The 21,850-nt window shown below is 63.6% G+C and carries 22 protein-coding genes and 1 pseudogene; 5 read left to right on the top strand and 18 right to left on the bottom strand.

All coding sequences use genetic code 11. From position 1 onward, the window contains the following. Positions 1-40: 40 nt before the first annotated feature. From AMS69_RS06345 to AMS69_RS06320, 6 genes are read right to left on the bottom strand one after another with little or no spacing between them, the layout of a single operon-like run. Positions 41-1,102: a phosphate uptake regulator PhoU gene (locus AMS69_RS06345; protein WP_053967239.1), complete on the bottom strand. Its 1,062-nt coding sequence runs from the start codon at positions 1,100-1,102 to the stop codon at positions 41-43. 2 nt (positions 1,103-1,104) lie between these two features. Further along, a complete protein-coding gene (gene phoU, locus AMS69_RS06340; protein WP_053967238.1) occupies positions 1,105-1,782 on the bottom strand; it encodes a phosphate signaling complex protein PhoU in 678 nt (225 codons plus the stop codon). A 3-nt stretch (positions 1,783-1,785) separates the two neighbouring features. Next, on the bottom strand, positions 1,786-2,727 hold the full coding sequence (gene pstB, locus AMS69_RS06335; protein WP_053967237.1) for a phosphate ABC transporter ATP-binding protein PstB: 942 nt from the start codon (positions 2,725-2,727) through the stop codon (positions 1,786-1,788). Next, a complete protein-coding gene (gene pstA, locus AMS69_RS21165) occupies positions 2,720-5,374 on the bottom strand; it encodes a phosphate ABC transporter permease PstA (protein WP_053967236.1) in 2,655 nt (884 codons plus the stop codon). Before pstA ends, pstB begins: the two co-directional genes overlap by 8 nt. Continuing rightward, positions 5,371-6,492, bottom strand: a complete 1,122-nt coding sequence (gene pstC / locus AMS69_RS06325) for a phosphate ABC transporter permease subunit PstC (protein WP_053967235.1) — start codon at positions 6,490-6,492, stop codon at positions 5,371-5,373. The genes pstA and pstC overlap by 4 nt, the downstream gene beginning before the upstream one ends. Positions 6,493-6,544: 52 nt before the next feature. Then, a complete protein-coding gene (locus tag AMS69_RS06320) occupies positions 6,545-7,699 on the bottom strand; it encodes a substrate-binding domain-containing protein (RefSeq protein WP_053967234.1) in 1,155 nt (384 codons plus the stop codon). A 331-nt stretch (positions 7,700-8,030) separates the two neighbouring features. Between AMS69_RS06320 and AMS69_RS06315 the strand changes: the two genes are divergently transcribed. Beyond that, positions 8,031-9,035, top strand: coding sequence for a phosphate uptake regulator PhoU (locus AMS69_RS06315; RefSeq protein ID WP_053967233.1), 1,005 nt, complete (start codon positions 8,031-8,033; stop codon positions 9,033-9,035). A gap of 42 nt (positions 9,036-9,077) precedes the next feature. Here AMS69_RS06315 and AMS69_RS06310 read toward each other — a convergent pair whose 3' ends face one another. The 8 genes from AMS69_RS06310 to AMS69_RS06275 form a co-directional block, all read right to left on the bottom strand. Further along, positions 9,078-9,863 (bottom strand): DUF7260 family protein, encoded by a 786-nt coding sequence (locus AMS69_RS06310; protein ID WP_053967232.1) that lies wholly within the window; start codon positions 9,861-9,863, stop codon positions 9,078-9,080. A 289-nt stretch (positions 9,864-10,152) separates the two neighbouring features. Continuing rightward, positions 10,153-10,539, bottom strand: coding sequence for a rhodanese-like domain-containing protein (locus tag AMS69_RS06305; protein WP_053967231.1), 387 nt, complete (start codon positions 10,537-10,539; stop codon positions 10,153-10,155). Between the two features lie 38 nt (positions 10,540-10,577). After that, on the bottom strand, positions 10,578-11,120 hold the full coding sequence (locus AMS69_RS06300; protein ID WP_053967230.1) for an NUDIX hydrolase: 543 nt from the start codon (positions 11,118-11,120) through the stop codon (positions 10,578-10,580). After that, complete coding sequence (locus tag AMS69_RS06295; protein WP_053967229.1) at positions 11,117-11,530, bottom strand: hypothetical protein; 414 nt, start codon at positions 11,528-11,530, stop codon at positions 11,117-11,119. Before AMS69_RS06295 ends, AMS69_RS06300 begins: the two co-directional genes overlap by 4 nt. After that, positions 11,530-11,943 carry a DUF5809 family protein gene (locus AMS69_RS06290; RefSeq protein WP_053967228.1) on the bottom strand — a complete coding sequence of 138 codons (414 nt, stop codon included), beginning with the start codon at positions 11,941-11,943 and terminating at the stop codon, positions 11,530-11,532. The genes AMS69_RS06295 and AMS69_RS06290 overlap by 1 nt, the downstream gene beginning before the upstream one ends. Before the next feature lie 23 nt (positions 11,944-11,966). After that, positions 11,967-12,431, bottom strand: a complete 465-nt coding sequence (locus AMS69_RS06285; protein WP_053967227.1) for a DUF5810 domain-containing protein — start codon at positions 12,429-12,431, stop codon at positions 11,967-11,969. A gap of 66 nt (positions 12,432-12,497) precedes the next feature. After that, positions 12,498-12,995 (bottom strand): ribosomal protein S18-alanine N-acetyltransferase, encoded by a 498-nt coding sequence (rimI, locus tag AMS69_RS06280; protein WP_053967226.1) that lies wholly within the window; start codon positions 12,993-12,995, stop codon positions 12,498-12,500. Positions 12,996-13,424: 429 nt separating this feature from the next. After that, positions 13,425-15,398 (bottom strand): aconitate hydratase, encoded by a 1,974-nt coding sequence (locus AMS69_RS06275; protein ID WP_053967225.1) that lies wholly within the window; start codon positions 15,396-15,398, stop codon positions 13,425-13,427. A gap of 141 nt (positions 15,399-15,539) precedes the next feature. On the opposite strand from AMS69_RS06275, the pseudogene AMS69_RS06270 reads away from it, so the two are divergent. Beyond that, positions 15,540-16,022 (top strand): annotated as a pseudogene (locus AMS69_RS06270) (deoxyuridine 5'-triphosphate nucleotidohydrolase); the annotation flags it as partial. Between the two features lie 14 nt (positions 16,023-16,036). On the opposite strand, the gene AMS69_RS06265 reads toward AMS69_RS06270, so the two are convergent. Next, entirely contained in the window at positions 16,037-17,914 is a 1,878-nt protein-coding gene (locus AMS69_RS06265; protein WP_053967223.1) for a type IV pilin N-terminal domain-containing protein, read from the bottom strand. A 301-nt stretch (positions 17,915-18,215) separates the two neighbouring features. On the opposite strand from AMS69_RS06265, the gene AMS69_RS06260 reads away from it, so the two are divergent. The 3 genes from AMS69_RS06260 (at position 18,216) to AMS69_RS06250 (ending at position 19,803) form a co-directional block, all read left to right on the top strand. Then, positions 18,216-18,875, top strand: a complete 660-nt coding sequence (locus tag AMS69_RS06260; RefSeq protein ID WP_053967222.1) for a helix-turn-helix domain-containing protein — start codon at positions 18,216-18,218, stop codon at positions 18,873-18,875. 207 nt (positions 18,876-19,082) lie between these two features. Next, positions 19,083-19,361: a HalOD1 output domain-containing protein gene (locus AMS69_RS06255; RefSeq protein ID WP_053967221.1), complete on the top strand. Its 279-nt coding sequence runs from the start codon at positions 19,083-19,085 to the stop codon at positions 19,359-19,361. A gap of 58 nt (positions 19,362-19,419) precedes the next feature. Beyond that, entirely contained in the window at positions 19,420-19,803 is a 384-nt protein-coding gene (locus AMS69_RS06250) for a methylglyoxal synthase (protein ID WP_053967220.1), read from the top strand. 33 nt (positions 19,804-19,836) lie between these two features. On the opposite strand, the gene queC is transcribed toward AMS69_RS06250, so the two are convergent. From queC to AMS69_RS06235, 3 genes are read right to left on the bottom strand one after another with little or no spacing between them, the layout of a single operon-like run. Beyond that, a complete protein-coding gene (gene queC, locus AMS69_RS06245) occupies positions 19,837-20,535 on the bottom strand; it encodes a 7-cyano-7-deazaguanine synthase QueC (RefSeq protein ID WP_053967219.1) in 699 nt (232 codons plus the stop codon). Between the two features lie 21 nt (positions 20,536-20,556). Further along, on the bottom strand, positions 20,557-21,339 hold the full coding sequence (locus tag AMS69_RS06240; RefSeq protein ID WP_053967218.1) for a 7-carboxy-7-deazaguanine synthase QueE: 783 nt from the start codon (positions 21,337-21,339) through the stop codon (positions 20,557-20,559). Further along, on the bottom strand, positions 21,339-21,788 hold the full coding sequence (locus AMS69_RS06235; protein WP_053967217.1) for a 6-pyruvoyl trahydropterin synthase family protein: 450 nt from the start codon (positions 21,786-21,788) through the stop codon (positions 21,339-21,341). The genes AMS69_RS06240 and AMS69_RS06235 overlap by 1 nt, the downstream gene beginning before the upstream one ends. Positions 21,789-21,850 lie beyond the last annotated feature (62 nt).

Raw genomic sequence — 21,850 nt, 5'->3', positions numbered from 1 at the left:
GAGTCTCGGAACCGACGGGTCTTGGGTGCTGTGCGTTAGGTCAGGACTCTGTTTCGGCTGTCGAACTCGACGCGTTTGCCTCGTCAGTGTCGGTCGCTGGGTCCGAGAACGCGCCGTCTCGAACGGCCATCCGAAGCCCGAGTTCGGCGATATTGCCGCCGTGTTCCGCCGTTCTGGTGAGGCTGTCGAGGGCGCGCGTGAGCCGGTAATCGGCGTCACCGGACTCGAACAGCTGTCGGTCGAGACTGGTTATCCGCTCTCGAACGTCCCGGCGCGTGGCCAGTGTCTGTCGGGCGGTGTCGACACAGGCGTCGCCGATGATCACTCGGACAGCGTCCTCGACGACGGCGCGGACATCCTGTGCGATGTCGTCGAGGGCTGTGATGATACGCTCGTCGGGTTGGCCGTCGAGCCGGTCGGCGACGGTCCCGATGCGCTCGGCGTGATCGGCCACGCGTTCGAGTTCGTTCGCAGTCCCCCAGAGGGTGAACAGTTCGGGACGGGTCTGCCCGAGCGCGTCTATCTCGTCGAGTCGGGCCAGTCCTCGCTCGAAGTAGCGGTCGATCATGGCGTACAGCCGGTCGGCCTGCTCGTCGCGGTCACCCCACCGGTCGCTGGTCGTCCCGGTCGTCAGCGCGGCCATCGCGTCCCGGTGCATCGACAGGGCGACGAACTGGAGCTGGCGGACCGATTGGCTGACGGACACCTCGCCAGCGTCGAGCAACGTCTGGACCGTTACCGTGGAGCCGGTCTCCTCGGCGATGGTTACGCCTGTCAGGTTCCGGGTGACGCGTTCGATGGCCCGATGTTGCTCGTCGCTGTAGCCATCGGGGAGTTCAAGGGCCACAGATTCGACGCCAGCGGCGTAGGCCGCCCGCAACAGCTGCTCTATTTCCGCCGGGTCGTCGTTTCCGACTTCCAGTGTGAGGCGGTTCCGCGCCGTTGTCTGTGACTCAGGGGTCTGAATTACCAGGAGCCCGTCGATGTGCGTGTGGAGGTTCACCGTCGTCCCGGCCGTACAGTTCTCCGATTCGGCCCACTCTTTTGGGAGCGAAACGGTGTAGGTCCCGCCGCCGACGGTCTGTATCTTTCGGGTGTCCATAGTCAGTAGATGAGTTCCGAGTCAGTTTCGACCATGTACAGCGTGCGTGCCGCGATGTTGACCGCGTGGTCGCCGACGCGTTCGAGGTCACGGACCGTGAGCAGGAGCCGGGACACGTCGTCGAGGAGTTGCTCGACCGCCCAGCCGTCGTCGCCGTCAGCCTCCCGCTCGATGAGGTTCCGGGCGACGGTCTCGCTGGCCCGCTGGCAGAGCGCGTCGAGCGCGTCGTCGTCAGCCGCGATAGCGCGACAGTCCTCGACGGCTTCCCGTCGATAGGCGTCGATACTACGCTCGACCATGTCGGTGGCCTCGCGGCCGATGGTGTCGACATCGACCTCAGGAGCGAGTCGACGGTCGGCCGACTGTGCGTACGCTGCGAGGTTCGTCGCGAGGTCCGCGACGCGTTCGAGGTCAGTGATGATCTTGAACGAGGCGGCGACAAAGCGGAGGTCCGTTGCGACCGGCTGCTGGAGGGCAAAGAGGTCGATACAGTCGGCTTCCAGCGCCAGATACAGCTCGTTTATTTCGTCGTCGCCGTCGATGACAGACTGCGCCATCTCCCGGTCGACCGTCCGGAGGGCCGCAAGCGCCGCTTCGAGTCGCTCAACGACGAGGTCGCCCATCTCGACCACGTTCTCCCGGAGTTCGTCCAGTTGTTGCTGGTACGACTCGCGCGACATGAGTTACCCGAACTTGCCGGTGATGTAGTCCTCGACGCGCTGGCTCTCGGGGTTCTCGAATATCTTGTCGGTATCGTCGTACTCGACGAGTTCGCCGCCGGTGAGGAAGACAGCGGTCTGGTCGGAGATGCGGGCGGCCTGCTGCATATTGTGAGTGACGATGACGACGGTGTAATCCTTCGACAGTTCCTCGACGAGGTCCTCGATTTTCGAGGTGGCGATGGGGTCCAGCGCCGAGGCCGGCTCGTCCATCAGGATGACCTCGGGGTCGACGGCCAGACAGCGCGCGATACAGAGGCGCTGTTGTTGCCCGCCTGAGAGGCCGAGCGCGTTATCGTCGAGACGGTCGCTGACCTCGTCCCACAGCGCGGCCTGCTTCAGCGAGCGCTCGACGAGTTCGGCCTCGGCCTCCGTGTCGTCGCGGCCGAACAGACGCGCGAGCAGGCCCTTGTTGATGTCGCCGTGCTTGCGCGGGCCATACGAGATATTCTCCCGGATCGACTTCGGGAACGGATTGGGCGACTGGAACACCATCCCGATGCGTTTGCGCAGTTCGACGAGGTTGGCGTTGGGGTCGTAGATCTCGGTGCCTTCGAGTTCGACTGAGCCGTCGACGCGAGCGGCCTTGATGCGGTCGTTCATCCGGTTCAGACACCGCAGGTACGTCGATTTGCCACAGCCGGATGGCCCGATAAGCGCCGTGACGCTGTTCTCGGGGATCTCCATCGAGACGTCCTTCAGCGCGTGGTCGTCGCCGTACCACACGTCGAGGTTCTCGACCGAGAGCTTCGAGTTGCCGTCGAAGTCGTACTGCCGCCACGCCTCGCGGATCCGCTCGTCGCTCTCGCCGGCCGTCGTCTGGGCGCTCGGCGAGGTGGTGTCGACTGTCTGTCTGCTGTTCGTTTGCGTGTCCGTGCTCGGCTCCGTGTTGATGCTATCACTCATAGTTGAGTTTCCTCCGGAAGTACGTCCGCGCCGTGATACCGACCGCGTAGAACGTCAGCACGACGATCAGCAGAATAAACGCTGTTGCCCATCCCATCTGTGGCGACCCCGACACCCCGGCCGCGATGACGGCCCACACCTGCGTCGGCAGTGACGCCGAGGCCGAAAGCAAGGCGTCATTGACGATGAACGGTGGCCCCGAGACGAAGCGGAACCCATCGATGACGTCGACGGCGGCCGTCGCGTTCAACGTCGAGCCGAGGACAAGGATGAGCGGGGCAGTCTCGCCAGCGATGCGGCCGACGCCGAGGATGACGCCGGTGATGACGCCGGGCATCGCCGCCGGCAGGACGACGCTTTTGATGGTCTCCCACTGGGTCACACCCAGCGCCGCGCTGGCGTCGCGGTACTCGTCGGGGACGGACTTAATCGACTCTCGCGAGGTGATGAGCACCAGCGGCAGGAGCATGAAGCCAAGCACCAGCATCCCGGCAAGCAGCGACTCGTCGCCGCCAAGCCGGGGAATCAGGAACGCTGCTCCGAACAGGCCGAAGACGATGCTCGGCGTGGACCACAGCGCGTTTGTCGCGATTTCGACCACCGAGGTGAATCGGCCCTGCTCGGCGTACTCGGTGAGGAACACCGCTGCACCAACACCCAGCGGGACGGCGAACAGCGTTGCGCCGATCACCAGCCACACCGTGCCGATGATAGCAGGCACGATACCGCCGGGCTCGGCCCCCAGCGGGATGTAAGCCTGCATCACCATTGGCCACGAGAGGCTTCCCTCGGTGGCGATGGAGACACCGAGAACGTTGAACGGCGTACCAGTCACGGCTACGTGCAGGCCCACCAGCGCGGTGAAGCCGGCTGCGCCGACGAGGCCGAGTCGCGTCTCCTCAGTCAGCAGGCGTCGGGTAATCGTCTCCTCGCTGGACTGCTTTGCAGCCGTGGTGAGCGTCGCCAGCGCGAGCGAGGCCACAGCGGCCCCGAGCGCGACCGCAGGCACGAGGTTCACCGGGCCAACCCGCGGATTGATGCCGGCAACTGGCTGGAGCAACAGCGTCGCCAGCAGCAGCCCGAGTCCGCCAAACACCCCCAGTGTGAACAGCGGGGCCTCCCGCTGTGCGCTCTCCGCTACCGTCGGCCCGTCGCTTGCGAGCACGCCGACGAGCGGAGAGACCGCGAGACCGCCCGCGGCGACCGATCCGGCGACGACAGCGGCGAATGCAAGCGTCTCGTTGAGGGGGAGGCCGAACGGAGTCGGGCCGAAAGCGATGAAGAAGCCGATGAGGGCGACCATCGCGAGAACCGCGGTCGGGGCGGCCTGTCGGATCGAGCCGGTTCGATCAGACTGCGTCCCGACGTTGCGGAGCGAGCCGAACGACCGGAAGAACGTGACCGCGAGCAGGAGTGCCGGGAGGACGAGCAGCAGCGTCCCGACTGTCGTGCTAGGCGTCACTGCGAGTGCTGTATCGAGCGCCTGTCCCTGTCGGTTGACCTGGACGGTGTAGGTGTAGGCGTACCGCAGCGGGGTGCCAGTGACGAGCACGCTCGCGAACACCGCAGCGAGCGAACCGACCGCCGCCAGTGGGAGGATCCGGAATAGCTGTCGCGCGCCGGTGTTCCAGTCAGTCGTGCCCGCAGGTGAGCGAGCGAACTGGATTGTCGCCAGAAGAGCTGGCGTCAGGAGGACCAGTGCGGTCAGCGCACCAATCGACAGTCCGTGGACGGCGTAGCCGACGCCCTTGATGGTCACGAACACGACGATTGTCGCCATCACGGCCACCATCAGGAAGGCGTTGAGGTTGATGACGAGGAAGGCCCCGTACTCGCGTCCCCGGGCACCGAACCCGGCCCGGCACTTCGCGGCCGACCAGGCCGACAGCAGCGTCCCGATCAGGAGGAACACGGGGATGACCGCGCCGCCGGTGAAGCCACCGGAGAGGGTCTGTGGGCTCCACTGCCAGCCCACGCCGATAGTGCCGGTCACGATTGTCAGCCCGAGTGCACCGACGACGAGAGCCGTCGGGAGCGTCGAACCGAGGTCCTCGCGAGGGAGGATCGCCAGCAGGAACAGGCCGACGCCGGCGACGGCGGCGGTGACAAGCCACAGAAGCGAGCCGAATCCGGTGAGGGCACCCCCGACGGCGGCCCCCATTGCGAGACCGATTGCGCCGAGCGCGCCACCAGAGAGCAGGCCGGCGCTCATGTTCGGTTCCGTGTCCACGAGTGCAAGCCGGGAGGCGACACCAGCGGCAGTGATCGCCAGTGCCTCGACCAGCAAGACGGTTCCAAGCAGTGTCGCCATCGTCACCGGAAGAGCCGCGGCAAGGGCAGTCAGCGCGACCGTCGAGATAACGAGGCCCAGCCCGATGCCGCGCACTCGCTGTGAAGTGACCGGGACGACGTTGAGGAAGGAAGCGAGGCCAGTGATTCCGACTGCTCCGACGACGACCGCAAGTAGCGTCCCGAGGGCCGTGGTGAGGGCACTGCCGCTGGCACCGGGCGGGACCAGATTTACGAGCGTAATGAGCCCGAGCGTGAAGCCGACGACGCTGAGCGCAATCGCCGTATCGAGGCCCCGGTCGTAGATGTTCGAATCCGCACTGACGAGCTGGTCCGTTGTCGCGTAAGCGTCACTCATTGTTGCCCCTTCAGTTTCCGCTGCATGCGTCGCTCGATGTACTGCGAGACGATGCTCATCCCGGCGACGATGACGAACAGCATGACACCGGCGACGAACAGCACGTCGACGGTACTCTCGGATGCGCTCCCGTACTGGGTCGCAATCAGGCTGGTCAGCGTCGCGTTGGCATCGAAGATGTCGAACAGCGGGTCGGCGAACTGCGTCCCCGAGGCCATGATGGCGGCGACGGCCATCGTCTCGCCGATGGCCCGGCCAAGGCCGAGGATAACGGCCGCGGAGATGCCCGAGAACGCCGCCGGGATGGAGATGCTCTTCATCGTCTGCCACTCGGTCGCGCCCATGGCGACGGAGCCGTCACCCATCGACTGTGGGACGCTGGAGAGGGCGTCCTCGCCGACGGAGACGACCGTCGGCAGCGCCATCACGCCCACGACGACCCCGGCGATGAGAAAGCTCGCTCCGTCGTCGAGGAAGTTCGTCTGGATGAAGCCGTTGAGTACCTGGAAGCCGATGAATCCGTAGACGATGGAGGGGATGCCAGCCAGAATCTCCACACCGGGCTTGATGAGTTCCCGCAGGCGGTCGCTGGCGACCTCGGCGATAAATAGCGCGCCGAACAGGCCCAGCGGGCCGGCGACTGCGCCCGCGATGAGAGTGACGACTACCGTCGCCCAGATCATCGGTATCAGCGAGTACGCCCCGCTGAGCGGGTTCCAGTACGTCGAATTCGACGGCAGGACGATGTCGAGCCAGAAGAACCAGCGAGCTGACCCGCCCTGTTCTGGAATCAGTAGCAGTCCAAGCCCGTGTTCGAGAAACGCTGGGAGCGCGCTCGCAAACAGGAAGAACGTGATGAACGCGACGGTCAGCACTGTCAAGACCGTCGCGACCAGCGTGAGCAGGCGTGCAACTTCGGCCTGATAGGTACTCCAGCCGACCGCCGTGACGAACACGAACGCGAGTAGCATCGGCAGCACTATCGCCGGCCGAAACAGGAACACGAGAATCGTCGCCGCCAGCGTCGTCGCTATCGCGCCGACCGCAAGCGCTGCGCCATCGATTTTGCCCCCGCCCGACACCGACTCACTCTCCGTCGTTGGTATGTCTTCTGTCATATTATCGAAAATCGACCGAGAAGGTCGAAATCGTCAGACTGCGTACAGCCGGTTACGCCTGGTCGGGGAGCTTGGCGCGCTGTTCTTCCTGACGGCGCGCACCGAGCTTGAAGTAGTTGTTCGGCGCGACGAACGTATCCTGACCGAAGTCGGACAGGATCATGTTGATGACCGCGGCTTCCTTCTTCGAGGTGCCTTCCCACGTGTACATGTGGAGGTCACGCGAGAGGGGGTAGGCCTTCGAGTCAAGGCCGTTCTGGTCGTCCTGATAGCTGTAGGTCGTTCCTTCCCACTCTAGGGCGACGGGAGCCAGCCCGTCGGTGTCGATAAACGCCAGCGCGAGGTAGCTGATGGCGTTGTCGGCCTGTGCGATGGCCTGCGCGAGACGCTGGTTCTGCCCGTAGCGGTTGGCGACGCTGGTGTCTTCTTCGGGGTTGCCAAAGACGTTGGAGACGAAGGAGGTTCGCGTCCCGGAGCCCTTGACACGGCCCAGAACCTGAATCTCGCGGTCCGGACCGCCGAGTTCGCTCCAGTTGGTGAGTTCACCTTTGTAGAGGCTTTTGAGCTGGTCGCCGGTTATCTTCTCGACGCCAGCGTCGGCGATCTCCTGAGAGACGACAAGCGGCTGGCCGTCGACCCCGACGACGTGGTCGACGAACTGCTCGTAGGAGTCCCGGTCCGGGAGTTCGTCCTCGACGTTCCCGGAGGAATTACCGATATCGTTCTGGCCGTTCATGACCTTCTCGACGCCGGTCCCGGAGTGGGAGAGACCAACGGTGAACTGGAACGGCGGTCCGTCCTCGCCGCCGGCCTCGAACCCGTAGAGGCCTGCCCAGTAGTCAGCGAGATTCTTGTCCGTGTCGATGTCGTACTCGCCGTGTGGCCAGTACTCACTGTCGCTGGCCGGCCGGTTGGCGTTCCAGTAAGAGGCCGCGGTGTTGGCGATGGGGTACACCGTCGAGGAGCCGCCAGATTCGAGCGGGCCCATGCTCTCCTGGCTTGAGCTTTCGGTCGCTTCCGTCTCCGCCGAGTCCATCTCCGTCGATGGTGCTTCGGTGTCCGCGCTCCCACCCGAGCTTCCGTCCGAGCTGGAGTCGCTGCTGCCGCTGGAACAGCCGGCGATTGCAGCGATACTGGTCGCACCCGTTGTTGCGATGAATTTCCGCCGCGATACGAAGTCTGACAGCCCGTCTGGGTCGTGCGCCATCACCAGAACCCAGCGGGACAGGTAATAAGTAACCTGCTAAGATAGCTATATTTATGGAAGTTCTACTATATAGACGTAGTATGATAAACACTCACGAACAGGCAGACATATATCGGCGAATACGCTGCTATCATGCCTCTAGAGCTTCGAATATGGCCGATGCCGATGAGCCGCCAGGTCTAGCATTTTTACCCGTTTGAATTGCCTATACCGGCGAATATCGTCGTATTATCGACGTTTAGCCGGAAGATATGTCCCCAGATATTAGAGATCCGATATAGTATATAGATATGAGTGGATTTATACCATCCCGTGAACGAGTGCCAGTCACATGGAGACACGCAAGGTCCAGGTGACAGGCGGGTCGACGTACACCGTCTCCCTCCCCAAAGAGTGGGCAACAGAGAACGACGTGAGCGCTGGCAGCGTCGTCGAATTCCACGCTGAACGGGACCTGCTGTTGCTCGCTCCGCAGCGGGACAACGACCGCGTTGAAGGGAGTCTCGACGTGGAGGGACTCGAAAACAGGCACGAACTCACGCGGGCGGTAATGACGATGTACGTCAGCGGCTTCGACATCATCCAACTCGAGGCGACCCGGATCACGGCCGAGCAGCGACGCATCATCCGCGATGCGACCCAGGGACTGGTCGGCTTAGAGATGATCGAGGAGACGACTGACCGGGTCGTCCTGCAGGACCTGCTCGATTCATCGGAACTGTCGGTCCACAACGCGATTACACGAATGCGACTGGTCTCGTTGACGATGCTCTCCGATGCTGTCGAGGCGCTCATCGAGGACGACGACAACCTCGCAGCGGACGTGATGCAACGCGACGACGATGTGGACCGGCTCTGGTACATGGTCTCGCGCGTGTTCCGAACCGTCCTCCGGAACCCGACAGCGGCTAACGAGATCGGCTTCCCGCGGGAGACCGTCTTCGACTTCCAGTCCAGCGCCCGCCAGTTAGAGCGTATCGCCGACCACGCGACGAAGATCGCCAGCCTCTCACAGGAAATCGGAGAGATCACCGGCGAAACTGCCGACCTACTCGATCAACTGGAAGCAGAAGCTATCGCCGTCCCCGAAACCGCGATGGACGCCCTGTTGACCGACGACTCTGACGCGGCCGTCGAACTGGCAAACGAAGCCCGGAGTCAGATCCCTGACGTCGACGAGACCGCCCGCGAAGTCGACGGCCAGATCCGCGAGTTCGACCCACAGAGTGCCCAGGTACTGGGCCTCATTGTCGACTCACTGTCCCGGACCGCCGACTACGGCGGCAATATCGCCGAGAGCGCCCTCCAGAAGGCCGCACCGCGGCCACAGTCCTGACCGCTCGGCGATATACAAATCAGACGCAGCCACCCTGCGGTCTTAGCGTGTCGAAACGATGCAGTGACGACGATGCCGCCTTATCATATCGAGGCACGCGACGGTATCAGCGAGTGCCGGACACGTCACCGGACAGTCGTCGTAGAGATACCGAACGAGACTGGTTCCGTCGACACCGGAGAGAGCGGCGGTCGACCGACTGTGAAGCTGTTGCTGGCGGGTCGCTGCCACTGCCTCGCACTCGCTCTCGATCTCGGCGAGTTGATTGTCGATGCTGTCGAGCCGGGCTGGGTCAGTCGTTCTGCGCGCGTTCGCACCGAGTGCGGCCCCGCGGCGTTCACAGTCGTCAAGCGTTGCTCGCACTGACTGTAACGACTCCCGCTCGCGTTCGAGCGCCGGGAGCAACGTCTCGCGCTCGTCGCGTGCCCCCTCACTTGCGGTCAGCAGCGCCTCGTACAACTGTGGAGTCAGGCACGCTCCCGTGGCGATCTGCGTGCCGAGTTCCGGGCCGAACTCCATCGACATGTTGGCTTCCAGCGAGTCATCGTACTCGGCTTCGAAATGTGGCACGGCCATGACCGTCTCTCGGTATGCGTCTCGGACGGCACGCAGGCTCGTATCGGGTTTCGGCTGTCGGGCACTGAGCGCCGACATCCCTCCCGCAGAGGTGTCGACAGAGCCTGCGGACCGTGCCGTCGGCTCGATAGATACAAGCTGGGTCCGAAAGCGCCTGAACGCCGTCAGTTCTGCCTTGACACAGTCGATTTCTCGTTGAACGACAGCGAGCGCCTGCTCGGTTCGCGGCTGGCTTGTCTCGGAGTTAGACACGGAACACTCAGCCGGAGTGTTTGCTCTCGTCGTATAGGTATTTTATATGTTCGCTATATAGACAATCGTACCCCTACCGGCGAAGTCGGCAGTGGTCCGCTACGCTCAGAGCGACAGTTCGCTGCCAGAACGGGTGCTGGCAGTCCATCTGCTCACCCCGTCCGCAACGGATGCACTTTTCCCGAGTGGGGGACTACGACCTGCTGGTGGCGATGACGAGATGTTACCCCCGCTGAGCCCCTTGTGACGATGCACTATTCCTGAGCCACCATTTCACTCCGAACAGCAGCTAAAACGGTGCAGCAGGGCCTTCGTCGGAATCTCCGTCAGCAGCTGCAGTGTCTGCCGTCGCCTCCCCGTCAGCAGTTGCACGTTCCAGTGGGCCGTCCCAGCCGTTCAGCCCTGGTTCAAAGCTCACAACGTCGCCATCAAAGCCTTCATACGACGCGATAAGCCGGGCAGCCTGGACGCTAGACTTCCCCTTCGGACATACTGTCACAACCTCGTCGTCGCCGTCGAACCGTTCGACTTCGTCAACGAGCGACGGGAACGGGACGTTCTCGCTTCCGGGAATGTGGCCTCGCTCGAACGCGCCGGGCGAGCGGATATCGACCACCCGGACCGCCTCCTCGTCGAGTTTCGACCGTAGCTCGTCGGTGTCGATTTCGCCGTCCATACCCAGCCGCTAGCGGCCGATGCCTAAACCTTCACCGGCTACAGCAAGCCGTCAGCCTGCGCTAGCAAGATGCCTTCGATGGTCGCGTCGTTGGCCGGTTCGCGCCGGGCGACCTGCAGCGCTTCGTCGATGGGGACGGTCGTCACCGAGAGGAATTCATTGTCGTCGAGTTCCCGGTCGACCGGTTCGAGCCCCTCGGCGAAGACGATGCCGCGCCGATGGCGGAGTACGCCGGTCGAACACGAGAACTCCTCGATGAGCGAGACGCCGGCGGCTTCGAACCCGGTTTCCTCGCGGAGTTCGCGCGCGCCGGCGGTCGTGTAGGACTCGTCGTCCTCGACGATACCGGCCGGGAGTTCGAGACACTGCTCGCGGATGGTCGGGCGGTACTGGTCGACCATGACGAGTTCGTCGCCGGTCGTCGCGACCACGACGGCCGCGTCGGGCAGTTCGGCCCAGTAGTAGTCCTTCTCCGAGCCGTCGGGCTGGCGAACCCGGTCGTAGCCGCCGGTGTACCAGCCGGTCTCGTACTCGCGTTCGGTCTCGACGACGGGCCACTCGTGGGCCGGTTCGCGGGTCATACGTCCTGTCGGACCGCGACGTGGTAAAACGTGCCGTTGTGCCGGACGACGACACCGTCGTCAGTCACAGCTCCGTCGTACTGCTGTCGCAGGGCGTCGCGTTCGTCGAACGGCGAGTGGGTGAACGCGCCCTTGAAGCCGAACGGGCCGCGCCAGTACGGCTCGGACTGCCCGGCCGCCGACTGGGACGCGTCTGCTAGCGCCGCGCTCGTGTACGGGAAGCGCCGCTCGGACTGGGTGCTCCAGTTGATGGCAGTGCCGTTCTCGACGCTGTACTCGCCGTCGCTCGGCGTGGCGACAGCGTAGTAGGGATCGCCGCTCTTGAGCAGGCCCGGCAGCGCACCCAGCGCCAGCAACAGCACGACGACAGCAATGATGCCGAGCAAGGTGTTCCGTGTGACCGGGCGCATCAGACGACCTCGCGGTAGATGCGGCCGAAGGCCTGCCGCCGGAGCGTCCCGACGGCGGCTCGGCGTTCATCCTGAAACGTCGCCGCGACGGCCTGCTCTGCGAACGGGGCGGCGTGCCAGACGACGTTGTCGACGGTCTCCGCGCCGACCAGCGTCACCTCGCAGTCTGTGTCTTCGCGCCACTCCTCGAACTCGTCCATCGTCCCGACCTGAACTGCGAGCGACTCTGCGAACAGTACGTCGCGGGCGGTCGCAACGACTTCACTCGTGACCCGCTCCTCGTAGGTCTCCGGGTCGAGATCCATCGCCTTCGCGACTTCCTTGACGACGACCTGCGCCGTCGGCCCGAACGCATCGTAGCGCTCACTGGCCTCGGCTGCCGATGCCGGCGCGAACTGCCCCTCAGTGTCCATACGTCCACTTGCCGCCGGCGGGACTACTCGGTTTCGTCTTCGTTTGTGTCAGTGTCGTCGCTGTCGACCGATGTATCGCTATCGGTGGCGTCGCCATCGCTCTCGTCGTCGCTCTCGCGTAGCATCTCCCGCGTCAAATCGCGTGCCTCGGCCAGCACCTCGCTGTCGTGATCGCTGAGCGCGTTCGACCCACGGTGGCGGTCCGCCCCCTGTGGCAGGTCGCTGTGACCGTGTCCGTGGTCGTGGCTATGCCCATCATCACTGCGGTCGACGGTGTCCTCAAATACCTGTGGGAACTCCGTCACCTCGGCGTACTCGACGACCTCGGTGGACAGTTCGGCCTCACCGAGCTGGCCCCAGCCGGGGACGCGCTCGTCGAGCCACGCTTCGTGGTCGTCACCGCCGGTCATCGCCGTAAACGCGAGGTGATTCGCCAGATGCACGTCGTCGGCTTGCGGGTCGTCACACACTGGACAGGCGTATCCCATCAGTGTGCGAACCGTGGATGCGGAGCCGTATATGCAGTCGGGGTCTCGGCGAAGCGCAGCGACCACCTACAGCAGGCGGACCATCACAAGGGCGTCTTCGCCGTTGCTGTAGTAGTTCGGAATCGTCTTGCGGTGCTCGAACCCGAAGCGCCGGTACAGCTTTCGTGCGCCGTCGTTGTCGGCCCGGACCTCCAGCTTGACTGAGCCGGCACCCGTCTCGCCGATAACCTCAAGTGCGCGCGTCAACAGCGCGCTTGCAACCCCTTGCCGACGGTACGACGGCCGAACCGCGAGGTCCTTGATGTGGCCGAGCGGAGTACCGTGGTTCGGCACCGTGTCCGCGATGACGTAGCCCGCGACGGCGGGCGGGTCGCCATCGTCGTTGCCGGTTTCGGCGACGAGAAACCCCGGTTCGCCGAGATAGCTCTCGAGTGCAGAAAACGGCCACGGCTGTGGAAACGACGCCTGCTCGACGCGGTGGACCTCGATGAGGTCCGCACGGACAGCGCGCCGAACCGCCGGCGCACCCGGCGTCTCTGGCCCGTCTGGAGCGACCGTTGTCACGTATGCATTTCGGTGTGGACCTACATATGTGTTACCGCCGACCGAAGATACCCGAGTTCTGACTGTTTGTCGATAGGTACTGATAATTCATGCATCGATGGGACCGAGGGAAGGTTAGAAATGCGGAAGGTTCTTTAGTCTGACGAGTGTAGTTGTAGTCGCACCCATTTGGGTGCCACCACCCCCACCCCCACCCCTCTTTCCAAACTTTTCCATCGCTACCTGGGCCTGTCTTAGGGACCGCTATGCCGTAACCGGGACCCGCTTCGCCGTGAAACAGCGTCGCTACGAGTATGTCGAATCAAAAAGACGGTCTCGCGCTGTCGCCAGCCCGGTCACCGGAACCCGAATGCCGATCGACCAGAGCGGATGCCGCGCTGTTTGTGGCTTCACTGCTCGAAAAAATCGCGGTCGGAGAGCGACCGTGTTTTAGTCGTCTGCGGGTGCGGCGCCGCCTTCGTCGTGCTGCTGCTTCGTGTGCGAGAGCTTGCCACCGGCGGCGAGGATCTCGCGTTCACGCTCGGAGGCGTCGAGCTGGCCGGTTGCTTCCCAGTCGTCGTTCACGCGGATGGTGAACTCCGTCTGGCCGGATTTGACGGCCTCGGCCGCGTCGTCGACAATCTCGATGTCGTCGCCTTCCTCGATCTTCTCGTAGGTTTCCTCGTCGATGGTGAGCGGGACGATGCCGAAGTTGAACAGGTTCGCCTTGTGGATGCGGGCGAAGCTCTGTGCAAGGACGGTCTCGATACCCAGGTACATCGGGCACAGGGCCGCGTGTTCACGGGAGGATCCCTGACCGTAGTTCTCGCCAGCGACGAGCACGCCGCCGTCAGCGTCGAGTGCGCGCTCCGCGAACGTGTCGTCGACGCGCGAGAGCGTGAACTCGGAGAGCTTCGGGACGTTCGACCGGTACATCAGGATGTCCTGTGTGGCCGGGATGATGTGGTCCGTCGTGATGTTGTCCTCCATCTTGAGGAGAGCTTCACCACCGACTTCAGTCTCCAGCGGGTCCTTCAGCGGCACGTCGCCGATGTTCGGGCCCTTGATGAGTTCGTCGTCGACAGCGTTGTCCGGCGCGATGAGGTCCGATTCGGAGTTGCCGATGTACTGGTCGGGCATCTCCAGACCGGGTGCCTCGAGGTCGCCGAGTTCGTCGGCGAGGTCTCGCGGATCGACGATTTCGCCTTTGATGGCCGCCGCGGTGGCGACTTCCGGCGAGCAGAGGTAGACGTTGTCGTCCTCGATACCGGAGCGGCCCTCGAAGTTGCGGTTGAAGGTCCGCAGGGAGACGGAGTCGGAGGCCGGGACGTGACCGATGCCGATACAGGCACCACACGTCGCCTCGGAGAAGTTGACGCCAGCGGCCATCATCTCCGCGGTCCAGCCCTCGCGGGCCAGCATCTCGGAGGCCTGCTTGGAACCGGGGGCGACGATCATCTCGGTCTTCTTGTCGATGTTGCGCCCTTCCAGCATCTTCGCGGCCGGGAGGATATCCTCGTAGGCACCGTTCGTACAGGAGCCGATCATGACCTGCTCGACGTCGACGCCCTCGACCTCGGAGACCGGCACGACGTTGTCAGGCATGGACGGCTCGGCGATGAGCGGTTCGAGGTCCGAGAGGTCGACGACGATCTCGTCGGCGTACTCGGCGTCCTCGTCGGGGCCGATGTCCTCGAAGACGTCCTCGCGGCCGAGGCGTTCGAGGTAGTCCTTGGTCTGGTCGTCCGTCGGGAAGATGGACGAGGTGGCACCGAGCTCGGTCCCCATGTTGGTGATGGTGGTCCGCTCGGGGACGGTCAGCGTCTCGACGCCGGGGCCGGTGTATTCCAGCACCTTGCCGACGCCGCCCTTGACCGACAGCCGGCGGAGCAGCTCTAGAATGACGTCCTTGGCGGTCGCCCAGTCGGGCAGTTCGCCTTCGAGGCGGACGTTGACGACTTCCGGCATCTCGATGTAGTAGGCACCGCCGCCCATTGCGACGGCGACGTCGAGGCCACCGGACCCGATGGCGAGTTCGCCGAGGCCGCCGGGCGTCGGCGTGTGCGAGTCGGACCCGAGCATCGTCTTGCCGGGTGCGGCGAAGTTCTCCTTGTGGACGTTGTGACAGATACCGTTGCCGGGGCGTGAGAAGTGAGCCCCGAACGTGCCCGCCGCAGAGCGGAGGAAGCGGTGGTCGTCGGTGTTCTTGAAGTCGAACTGATAGGTCTGGTGGTCACAGTACTGTGCGGCCAGCTCCGTCTGCACCTCTTCGAGGCCCAGCGCTTCGAACTGCAGCCAGACGAGCGTCCCGGTCGTGTCCTGTGTCAGCACCTGGTCGATCTCGATCCCGATCTCTTCTCCGGGTGTAAGTTCCCCTTCGACGAGATGGTCGTCGAGAATTTTTTCCGTAAGCGTCTGTCCCATAACGTGCGTCAATGGATGGCGCGGCGGTATAAATCCCGCGTATTCCGTCGTATTTTTCATATAAAAATCCGTGCCGTCCGTCACTCGGAAGCGAGTCAACAGGACGGGACAGCGGGTGGCCAGACCGGCAGGTCTTTCCACGACACTCGCACAGAACCGCGTATGTTCAAGAGTGGGCGGTTCGTCGCCGATGCCCTCGGCGACCTGAGAGAAGCACAAGTGCAACCGAACGGCGTCGACCTCACGCTCGGGGCAATCTACGAACAGGTCGAACCGGGGCGCATCGAACGCGGCGGCAAGACTGTCGGCGACCGACAGGAGATCGAACCCAGCGACGGGATGTACCACCTCGACCGCGGCGGCTACATCGTCGAGTACGCCGACCGAGTCGTCATTCCAGATGGCCACATCGGCTTTCTCCTCCCGCGGTCGTCGTTGCTCCGTAACTCCTGTATGCTCGATACGGCCGTCTGGGACGCCGGCTACGAGGGGCGGGGAGAGGGGCTACTGGAGGTCCACCATCCGATAGAACTCGAACAGGGGGCGCGGATTGCACAGCTCGTGCTCGCCGACGCCGCTCACGAGGGGACGTACGAGGGGTCGTATCAGGGCGAGAACCTGTAGTTGCGACGGGCCGCTTACGGCGTCACGGTGAACGTCAGTTCGCTCCCGTCGCTGAATCCGAGCGTGATCGTAATTTCCTCCCCGGCCATGTCGACGGGCTTCCCGGAGTTACCCTTTCCTGAGGTCAGGAATTCGTACATTGTGACCTCAGCCGTCGAAGTTCCGGAAACCGTTGCGGCGTCAGATAGCACCGCCGTACTCCCGATCTGATAGCCGTCTTTCCCGGCGTTGCGTTCCTTGTTCGTGTCCCAGACCCCCGTCGATGCGCCGACGACACGGATTTCGTGGTCAGTTTGGGTGCTACCGGACCCGCTCTCGAACAGCGTGCTGGCAGCGTCCGTACTGACAGTGACGTTCCTGACACTGACTGCCGTCGAAGCCGTGTTTTCAATCGACAGCGCGACACCAGAGCCGTCACTGCCGAACGTGTCGGCATCGCCGGTGTACCTGATAAAGTCGGCCGCGTCGCCCAGCGCCACGGTCGCGGTCTGGCCGGTCGCGCCGTCGTTACCGTACGCGTCCGTCAGTTTCGACAGCGTGACCGTGTATTCGCCGGGCTGGCTCACGGTGTACCTGACTTTGTAGGTGAACGACGAGCCGCTGTTGTCGAGGTTTACTTGCTCGACGTTTTCCACAGTGCCGGGTCCGGACACGCCCAGTGTCACGTCACTCGCTTGCATCGAGGTCTGCTCTGTCGCTTCGAGCGTCACGGTGAACGTTCGGCTGCCAGTCTCGGTCGCGGTGACAGAATCGACCACCGGAGCAGTCGTGTCCTTCGGCGTCTGGTCGTTCGTGACTGAATCGCCGCGGTTCCCAACGTCGTCTTCGACGACCGCCGTTGGCGTGACTGTCCCGTCAGCGAGTGAACTCGTGTCGAACGTCAGCGTCGTCTCGTCAGTCGCCGGGTCGATAGTCGCCGACCGCGTGATGTCGTTCCCGGTTTGGTCAGTCAGCGTGACGCGTGCTGTCTCGTCACCGTCCAGCGAATCCGGATTTGTGATAGTCACGTCCACGGCGTTCTGGTTCGCCTTGGTGATGGCGTCGGGTTCGACGACGACGTTGTTCACCTCGCCTGGCGAGCGACTGTCGAGCACGAACGACAAGGCAGTCTGTGGCGACATTTCGGTTCCGTCGGCGTCTTGCGCTTCCGACACCTTCGCGTCGACAGTCTCGTCCACGTCGTTGTCGGCGAACCGGACCGGGACCTCGTACGTTTTCGCCGTCGTCCAGGTCCCGTCCGCGGTCACCGCTGTCGCCGAGCTTTCGGTAACGCCGTCGAGTTCGATGCTCGGCGCGACAGTCTGGTCCATCTCCGTATCGAAAGTCAGCGTCAACGTGCGTTCGACGTTGTTGTTAGCTTCTGTGTCATCTATCGGTGTTCCGGGGAGTGTCGCCGAATCGATAGCCGGTGGCTCCGGCGCTGGCGTCGCAGTCTCCGTAGCCGGTGTCTCAGTCTCCGGCGCTGGCGTCGCGGTCGCTGTGTCCGTGGTCGGCGTCGGATCAGTAGCTACCGTTCGGCTCTCCCGACCGAGGACCGTATTGCTGTCGACAGCAACGGCGAGGACGGTGACAGTGCCGGTATAGGAATGAGATAGTCGCACGGTATCGGTCGGTTCGAACGGCCCGGTGACGGCTGACTCATAGCGCTGACTCGCAGTTTCGTTTCGGATACTAACGTCGAATGCCCTGCCGTCGATAGTGTCACCGCCGTTGTGTGTGATCAAGACGGTAGTGTTCGTGATATCTATGTCGAGGTCCACCAGCGGCTCCGCGGTCGGTTGTGGCCCGGACGAGAGAACACCGGCACCCAGCACCGAGACCATGACGACAATAACAGCCGTCAGTAACACGATGCCGACCGTCTCCGATTGACCGCGGGATGAGTCAGTCATGTCAAGTCCGACCGCAGCGCCTTGTGTGGAACCGTCGACCGATGATGTCAGCAGGCGTCGGCAGAGCGGATATTGTACTAGTACTCATTCGCGTTCAAAAGGGTGCTGATGGTTGAGACATGGTAGGCCATGCTGTGAATTTAAGTGGATTTCCCGAGTGCTATCCATTGGTGCTTGAATCGACTATACCCCGGTCCACACCGCCGTCAGCCTTCAGTACCCGGAAATTACACAAGCACCGTTTTCAGGTACGACAACTGTCTGACCGGGGTTTATCACCGTTGCTGCGTGACAGTGAGACATGATAGTAGAATTTCACATCGATGCCCCCCTCTTGCAGCGAACAGCTGAAACGCTGAGTAAAGCAGCGATACGGATACAGCGACTGCACTGCGAGAGCGGCGACTGTCGTGCCGTCGCCTGGATTGGCCCCGTTGAGCGGCCCGCCATTGAAGCGAATCTGGCCCAGGACGAGAGTATCACCGACTATGCCCACGTAGCGGCAGAAGGAGATGGTCACTGGTACACCCTACATACAACTGATACGACAATCGACACGATCGGAGAAGCGTTGTTGAACGCGGACGGGTTCCTGCTCGGCGCCGCACAGACCGGCGAAGACTGGGTCTTCCGGGCCCGGTTCCCCGAGAAGAGTTCGGTGCTGTCGTTCCGTGACGCACTCGTGTCCAGTGATATCACCATCGACATTCAGACCATTACTGACGACACGGAAGCCTCCCCGCAGTTCGGCGTGACGGACCCACAGAGAGAAGTGCTGTTGCTCGCGCTCAATCGCGGGTACTTCACCGTCCCGCGGGAGTCCTCTCTCTCGGACCTCGCCGCCGAACTCGGTATCTCCAGCCAGGCCGCTTCGGAGCGGCTCCGGCGGGGGACCCGAACGCTGGTACAGAACACGCTGGCGGCCCCTGAGCGGCCGCTTGTCGGCTCACCGCCGGAGTAACCGGAACGAGAGCGACTTCCGGGTGGGAGAACGCGATGGTGGTGGGACGCCGACCAGCTGTGAGCAGCTGGTCTGGGGCGACATAATGGTAAGTAGCCGCGTTTGCGCCGACAGTGTCGAAGAGTGGTCCGTCATCGGCACGCCGGTTACTTCAGACAGTGAAACAGCTCATCCGCTGTTATAAGAGAAGGGAGCGTATACTGGAGTATGAGCTCGAACGAGGGGACTGTGTATATGCTGCGGAACCGGGCCACAGAGGGGTCCGACGACTGGGTGAGCCCCGAACCCGCAGGAGATGTTATTGCCGATGCGGTACTCGAAGCGACAGATCTGGATGCGGATGATATTGACAGGCTGGATACGTACGTCGACAGCGAGTCGCTCCGTGCGGTTGTCGGGGAGGGGACGACGGAGTCGCTGACGTTCGCTGTCGAAGGGCACGACGTGACAATAACCGCTGACGGAAAGATTTCTGTCGACGGGTAACCGGCGCTGACGCGCCGACGTCCAAATGAGATAAGTCGATGGCCCGAGAGCGCCAAGTATGACTCGCGTGGCGCTCATCGCACATGACGACGAGAAGCCAGAGATGATCGATCTGGCACAGAGTTACGAATCGACACTCTCGGAGTTCGACCTCGTCGGGACCGGCACGACGAGCAAGCGCATCATGGCAGAGACCGACCTCACGGTTGAGCGCAAGGAGAGCGGGCCGATGGGGGGCGACACGCAGATCGGCGCGGAAGTCGCCGAGGGCCGGATGGACGGCATCGTCTTCCTTCGGGACCCGCTGACGGCACAGCCTCACGAGCCGGACATCTCCGCGCTCCTTCGCATCTGTGACGTCCACGACGTGCCGCTGGCGACGACCAGAACCGCGGCCGAGTACGTCCTCGAAGGGCTGGCCCGGGACGAGGCCGACGACTAGCCGTCGAGCGGGGGACGACCGCCCGAGGTCTGCTTACTCCGCGTACGTCGGTCGTTCCGCATACTCGATTGGGTCCCGTTCGCCGATGCGCTGGAAGGCTTCGAGCCGGAACGCGCAGGCGTCACAGGTCCCACAGGCCGGTTCGTCGTCCCGGTAACAGCTCCACGTATCCGCATAGGGGACACCGAGTTCGACGCCGCGCTCGGCGATGTCGGTTTTTGACCACTCGACGAAGGGCGCGACGAGGTCGATGTCCGTCTCGGGTTTCGTGCCGGCGTCGATGACGCCCTGGAAGGCGTCGAAGAAGGCGGGCCGGCAGTCCGGATATCCCGAGAAGTCCTCGCTGTGTGCGCCGATGAAGACCGCCCCGCAGTCGTTGGCCTCGGCGTAGGAGACTGCCATCGACAGCAGGTTCGCGTTGCGGAACGGGACGTACGAGGTCGGAATCTCGTCGCTGTCGGTGTCGGCATCGGCCACGTCCATCGCGTCGTCGGTCAGCGAGGAGTCGCCTATCTGGGTGAGGTGGCCGGTCTCGACGTGGAGGAAGTCCGCCGCATCGACGTGGTCCGCCAGCGCGCTGGCGCACGCGTACTCCCGGTCCTCTGTGTTTTGCCCGTAGCTGGTGTGCAGCAGGTACAGGTCGTCGTAGCCGCGGGTCTGTGCCTCGTAGGCCGCCGTGGCGCTGTCCATGCCGCCGGAGGCGAGCACGACAGCACGGGTGTCGTCAGTCATAGGTAGAGTGGTAGCAGGCAGTTACGTTCCCGGTGCGTCGTTCCAGAGGTCGACGTGGAGCCGCGGCGTGTACCGGTAGCCGTACTCCAGCGCGAGGTCCGCGACGGTCTCCCGGGTCGATTCGAGCTGGTCGCGCGTCTGTCCTTCCGGCATCAGTAGCACGTCGTCGTCCCGCACGCGTGCGGACGCGGCGTCGCGGACCCGCTCGAGGAGGCGCTCGATTTCGGCCATGTCTTCCCGGCCCGTCACGACGAATTTCAGTTGCGTGTCGTAGGTTTCGACGAGTTCGGCCAGTGTCGGCACGTCGAGTCGGCGCTGTTCGTGGCGGTCCGCCCACTCGCCGTCCCCGTCGGGGTCGCGGTCGGCCGTCGGCGTGCTAGAGGCCAGTTTCGGGCTGACGCTGGCGAGGTCGATAGGGGCGTCCGGAACCACGGTCCCGTTGGTCTCGACAGTGGTGTGATACCCCCGGTCGGCCAGCCGCTCTAACAGGTCCTCGCTCGCGTCGTGAATCAGCGGCTCGCCGCCGGTGAGGACGACGTGGTCGGCGTCGTACTCCTCGATGGCGGCCAGTACGTCGTCGACGGCGAACCAGTCGTGGGTCGGCTCCCAGGAGGTGTGATAGGAGTCACAGAACCAGCACCGCAGATTACAGCCGCTGGTCCGGACGAACACGCTAGGGACGCCGGCCAGTCGGCCTTCGCCCTGGAGCGACTGGAACAGTTCGTTGATAGGCAGGTCGCCGGTCTCCGCGTCGCCGTCGGTCCGCTCGATGTCGCCCGCGGGCGCGTCGTTCGCGACCGGCATCAGCGGACACAGAGTTCGCTGGTCTCCCGAACGGAGACGGCCACATCCGACACCGTCTCCGGGAGGCGGTCGGCGAGGCGCTGTTCCAGTATCGCGGCCATGACTTCGGCCGTCGGGGGGTGGTCGAGGACCACCACGGCGTCGCCGTCGCCACTGGCGTCGAAGGCCTCGACCAGCGGGTCGCCGGCCTCGAGCAGGAACCGGTGGTCCCACTCGTCGACCACGTCCGTGATTTCACCCTTGTCGACGACCCATCCTTCGTCGGTGAGTTCACCGGTGACACGGACAGTTATCTCGTAGTTGTGTCCGTGCGGGCGCGAGCATTTCCCGTCGTGATGTAGCAATCGATGGCCCGCAGAGATACGGAGCGGCCGGTCACCGCCGACGACGAGTTCCCGTTCGCCAGCGTCGGCGAGTGTGTCATCGGCCTTCGATAGTCTCTGAGACATACCACGGTATTATCGGTCGGTGGCTTAACTCTCACGGGAGCTGGCTAGCCAGCGCCTCGGTA

The sequence above is a fragment of the Haloarcula rubripromontorii genome (assembly GCF_001280425.1).
Taxonomy (GTDB): domain Archaea; phylum Halobacteriota; class Halobacteria; order Halobacteriales; family Haloarculaceae; genus Haloarcula; species Haloarcula rubripromontorii.
This window is presented reverse-complemented; position numbering and strand designations above follow the sequence as displayed.

Bases quoted from the DNA above. Each gene is read 5' to 3' on its own strand.
- pstA (WP_053967236.1), bottom strand. From the start codon at position 5,374: ATGAGTGACGCTTACGCGACAACGGACCAGCTCGTCAGTGCGGATTCG.
- AMS69_RS06305 (WP_053967231.1), bottom strand. From the start codon at position 10,539: ATGGACGGCGAAATCGACACCGACGAGCTACGGTCGAAACTCGACGAG.
- AMS69_RS06315 (WP_053967233.1), top strand. From the start codon at position 8,031: ATGGAGACACGCAAGGTCCAGGTGACAGGCGGGTCGACGTACACCGTC.
- AMS69_RS06290 (WP_053967228.1), bottom strand. From the start codon at position 11,943: ATGGACACTGAGGGGCAGTTCGCGCCGGCATCGGCAGCCGAGGCCAGT.
- AMS69_RS06345 (WP_053967239.1), bottom strand. From the start codon at position 1,102: ATGGACACCCGAAAGATACAGACCGTCGGCGGCGGGACCTACACCGTT.
- pstC (WP_053967235.1), bottom strand. From the start codon at position 6,492: ATGACAGAAGACATACCAACGACGGAGAGTGAGTCGGTGTCGGGCGGG.
- AMS69_RS06320 (WP_053967234.1), bottom strand. From the start codon at position 7,699: ATGGCGCACGACCCAGACGGGCTGTCAGACTTCGTATCGCGGCGGAAA.
- AMS69_RS06240 (WP_053967218.1), bottom strand. From the start codon at position 21,339: ATGCCGGTCGCGAACGACGCGCCCGCGGGCGACATCGAGCGGACCGAC.
- phoU (WP_053967238.1), bottom strand. From the start codon at position 1,782: ATGTCGCGCGAGTCGTACCAGCAACAACTGGACGAACTCCGGGAGAAC.
- AMS69_RS06275 (WP_053967225.1), bottom strand. From the start codon at position 15,398: ATGGGACAGACGCTTACGGAAAAAATTCTCGACGACCATCTCGTCGAA.
- AMS69_RS06255 (WP_053967221.1), top strand. From the start codon at position 19,083: ATGAGCTCGAACGAGGGGACTGTGTATATGCTGCGGAACCGGGCCACA.
- AMS69_RS06260 (WP_053967222.1), top strand. From the start codon at position 18,216: ATGATAGTAGAATTTCACATCGATGCCCCCCTCTTGCAGCGAACAGCT.
- AMS69_RS06250 (WP_053967220.1), top strand. From the start codon at position 19,420: ATGACTCGCGTGGCGCTCATCGCACATGACGACGAGAAGCCAGAGATG.
- queC (WP_053967219.1), bottom strand. From the start codon at position 20,535: ATGACTGACGACACCCGTGCTGTCGTGCTCGCCTCCGGCGGCATGGAC.
- AMS69_RS06285 (WP_053967227.1), bottom strand. From the start codon at position 12,431: ATGGGATACGCCTGTCCAGTGTGTGACGACCCGCAAGCCGACGACGTG.
- AMS69_RS06295 (WP_053967229.1), bottom strand. From the start codon at position 11,530: ATGCGCCCGGTCACACGGAACACCTTGCTCGGCATCATTGCTGTCGTC.
- AMS69_RS06235 (WP_053967217.1), bottom strand. From the start codon at position 21,788: ATGTCTCAGAGACTATCGAAGGCCGATGACACACTCGCCGACGCTGGC.
- AMS69_RS06265 (WP_053967223.1), bottom strand. From the start codon at position 17,914: ATGACTGACTCATCCCGCGGTCAATCGGAGACGGTCGGCATCGTGTTA.
- AMS69_RS06300 (WP_053967230.1), bottom strand. From the start codon at position 11,120: ATGACCCGCGAACCGGCCCACGAGTGGCCCGTCGTCGAGACCGAACGC.
- pstB (WP_053967237.1), bottom strand. From the start codon at position 2,727: ATGAGTGATAGCATCAACACGGAGCCGAGCACGGACACGCAAACGAAC.